General features: G+C 58.3%; 2 protein-coding genes. Both read left to right on the top strand.

Annotation, left to right across the window (positions count from 1 at the left end):
* The first annotated feature begins 420 nt into the window (after positions 1-420).
* Positions 421-2,418 (top strand): phospholipid carrier-dependent glycosyltransferase, encoded by a 1,998-nt coding sequence (locus tag BLS34_RS25070; RefSeq protein WP_175474392.1) that lies wholly within the window; start codon positions 421-423, stop codon positions 2,416-2,418.
* Positions 2,415-3,368, top strand: a complete 954-nt coding sequence (locus tag BLS34_RS25065) for a glycosyltransferase family 2 protein (protein WP_093154840.1) — start codon at positions 2,415-2,417, stop codon at positions 3,366-3,368. Before BLS34_RS25070 ends, BLS34_RS25065 begins: the two co-directional genes overlap by 4 nt.
* The last annotated feature ends 88 nt before the right edge of the window (positions 3,369-3,456 follow it).

The raw sequence follows: 3,456 nt of genomic DNA, 5'->3' as shown, positions 1-3,456 counted from the left end.
GTACACCACCGTGAAAGTCGACTCTGAATCTGAAACCAGCAATTCTGCCTGCGATTCTGGGCATGGTGATTCGCGTGCACCATAGCCACCGCCGTGGCTGGGAGTAACCGACAGATGAAACGAGAAACCAGCCAGACCGCAGTCGGCTGCGAGCGGAAATTGCCCGGGGTGCGGAGCCGCTCGACCGACAGAGGACCGTTTGCTAATCAACCGACTTGTTCATGTTGTGGGCCAGGACCTTGCTTTCAACATCACCGCTCTTGGCGAGCATTTGCTGTGCGATGAGCCCAGGCGCGTTGGGCCCCGTCCACAGCGATGCGGGCATGCCGGCGCTGGAGGATTTGGCGTGCAATGTCGTTTTCACCGCCCACAGGCCTGCGACTGGATGTGTCGCCGATCGTATTATTGTGGACCTTCAGTATGATGCTGCTTAGCGGCCGCGGTAAGAATTTGACGCTGTCGAGCGTGGTGCTGGTCGGCCTGTTCGCCTTGTCGTTGATCTGGAGCTTTGCCGTCTTCGTCGTTTGGATCGACATACCGGTCCTCGACAGCTTCGGGTTCCGCCAGGCGCAGACCGCGATCTCCGCGTTCTACATGCTGAAGGACGGCATTGCGCTCGACTATCAAACCCCTGTCCTCGGGCAGCCGTGGTCCATACCGTTTGAGTTTCCAAGCTATCAGATCCTCACCGCATTGGTGGCCTCATTGGGCATCTCGGTGGATATCGCCGGCCGGGTTGTCTCGTATGGTTTCTTCGTTGCCTGCTTGCTGCCGCTGCGCTCGATACTGTTGAGCCTCGGGTTTCGGCAGGAAGCCTTCCATATCGTGGCAACGTTGTTTCTATCGTCATCCCTGTACGTCTTTTGGTCCCGCACGGTGATGATCGAGTCGGCGGCGCTGTTTTTCTGCGTTCTGTGGCTCATGCTGGTCTTACGCTACATCTTCGCTGAGATGAGCAGTGCACGGTCTATGGCGTGGACGGTCGTGGGCGCCTTAGTCGCCGGAACGCTCGGCGTGCTTACGAAGGCGACGACATTTCCAGCCTTCTGCGTTGTGGGGTGTCTGTTCGCCCTGTTGCAGTTGTGGCGGAAATTCGCCGGCCGCAAAGAGCGAGGATCTGTGGATTGGCTACGAGCGATCACGCCTTTTGGCATGACGCTCGCGATGTGTCTGATCCCAATCGCGCTTGGCACTCTATGGGTGGGATATACGGATGCGATCAAGTCCCTGAACCCCTATGGAGCCCTGCTGACGTCTCAGGCGCTGGCCGGCTGGAATTTCGGCACCCTCGAGCAGCGTGTGAGCGAGGCCTTCTGGGGCACGGTGGTGGGACGCACCCTGCCCGAAGCCCTCGGATACGGCGTCTGGCTGGCGCCGCTCGTGGTCGTCGCAGCGATGATCGTTGGTCGCGTATCAGCGCCAATCATCATCTTCATGCTGGGGTTCCTGACACCCCTTGTTGTGTTCACCAACCTCCACGCCGTGCACAACTACTACCAATATGCCAACGGGGTATTTCTCATCCTAGCGCTTGGTAGCGCGATCGCAGCGCTGGCGCAGGACTACTCCCGTCCTCTGGCGGCTGGTTTGGGGGTGATCTTCGTCGCCGGGAACGTCACGCTGTTCTGGAGCGACTACCTGCCGCTGCTTCGTGTGGATTGGCAGCAGAACGAGACGATCCAGATTGCACAAAAGGTGCAAGATCATACCCCTCCGGACAGTGGGCTGGTGCTGATCGGCGCCGATTGGTCATCTGAAATCCCCTATTACAGCCAGCGCCGAATGCTCGCTCTTGCCGCGTGGTTTCCAGCTGACACTGTCGCGCGCAGTCTGGAAGCCCCCCAAAGCGCTCTTGGCGAGAGCGCGTTCGCCGGCGTCGTCGCATGTGGAGGGCCAGAGCGCTACCCAGAGCCCCTGCGCACCACGATAGAGCGGTTTCTATTTGGACGTTCGGTTGTTGCGGAAGCAGGCACATGCCGGTTGCTCACCGCCGATCGGCCGATGGCCGACCACCCGATCCCACCACCAAGTGTCACCCGTATCCTCGCCGGTGCCACAGCAGAGCGTGCCGAATTCGCGCCAACTGTGATGGAAGAGGGCGTTTTCGCCCATGCACCAGCACGGCTGGTCGCCAAGGTTCAGGGGCCACGCTCACTTGAGGGCACGTTTGGCTATGTTGATGCCGCGTGGCAAACGGGCAATCCGGTACCGGTGATCTTCTCGATCAGCCTGCGCAACGCGGAGGCTGAAACGCTGCTTTTCAAGCGCGAACTCAATCCTGCTCGCTCGGCAGACGATCGTGGCCCACAGGCCTTTTCGATCGACGTCCCCGAGGGCGAGGCAACGCTTGTATTTGAGACCGAAACATCCAGTGGCGATAACGCGTGGGCGTGGACATATTGGGGCAACGCGCGATGAAAGATCGCAAGACGCCGCCGCAGGATTCCAGGACCTGTACGGTCATCATCGTCAGCTACTATACCGGCCCTGTGCTGCTCGATTGCCTGCAGGCCGCCCTGGAACAAGAGGGGCTGGATGGGGTTGTCCTCGTGGACAACGGCAATGACGAGACCATGCGCAAAAAAGTCGACAAGGTCACCGTATCCGATCGTCGGCTGCGCGTGCTCCGTGGTCATGGCAATGTCGGGTTTGCGCGCGGCTGCAACATGGGTGTCGCCACAGCTGAGGCTGATTATATCTTAATCCTAAACCCGGACTGCGTGATGCGCCCCGGCTCGATGCGGCGCGCAATAGAGGTTTTGACGCAGCACCCCGCCGCCGCCGCCTTAACACTGAAGATAGAGAATTCTGACGGATCGGAGCAACGCGGCGGCCGACGTAACCTGATCAGTCCCTGGTCGTGCCTTGTTGAGCTGTTTCGTCTTGATAAGGTCATGCCGAACAACCCGCATGCACAGCGCATCAACCTACATGAAACTCCACCCTTTGATACGGTGACTGCCGTCCAGTGCATTTCCGGTGCATTTATGATGATGCCCCGTACGGTTTACACCGCACTAGGTGGCATGGATGAAGACTATTTCCTTCATTTTGAAGACGTCGATTTGTGCCTGAGAATTCAAAAGTCAGGGTACCAAATTCTTTACGTGCCCGACGTCACCGTCATGCACATGAAAGGCACCAGCCGCACACTGCCCCTATTCGTCGAATGGCATAAATCAATGAGCGCCATTACCTATTTTAATAAGCATTTCTGTTCTGGACGTTCATGCTTCCTATTAGCACCCATCAGTATATCTATCTTGTTACGATTTCTCTTGCTTGCCGTGCCGCTCACCGTTGTATGGCTATGGAGCTGCATAATGCGCGCGTGCTCTAGAGCGGATTCCGATCATTCCGGCTCATAGCCGGCTGGACTTGCCCGGGTTTGGTGGAGAGCCGTTAGCTCACCTTTTGGGCCTCTCGCTCGAAGGCGATGGGGCTCTGGAAGCCAAG

The organism is Thalassobaculum litoreum DSM 18839 (genome assembly GCF_900102465.1).
Classification (GTDB): Bacteria; Pseudomonadota; Alphaproteobacteria; order Thalassobaculales; family Thalassobaculaceae; genus Thalassobaculum; species Thalassobaculum litoreum.
Note: the sequence above shows the minus strand (reverse complement) of the source record. Positions and strands in the feature narration are given on the sequence as shown.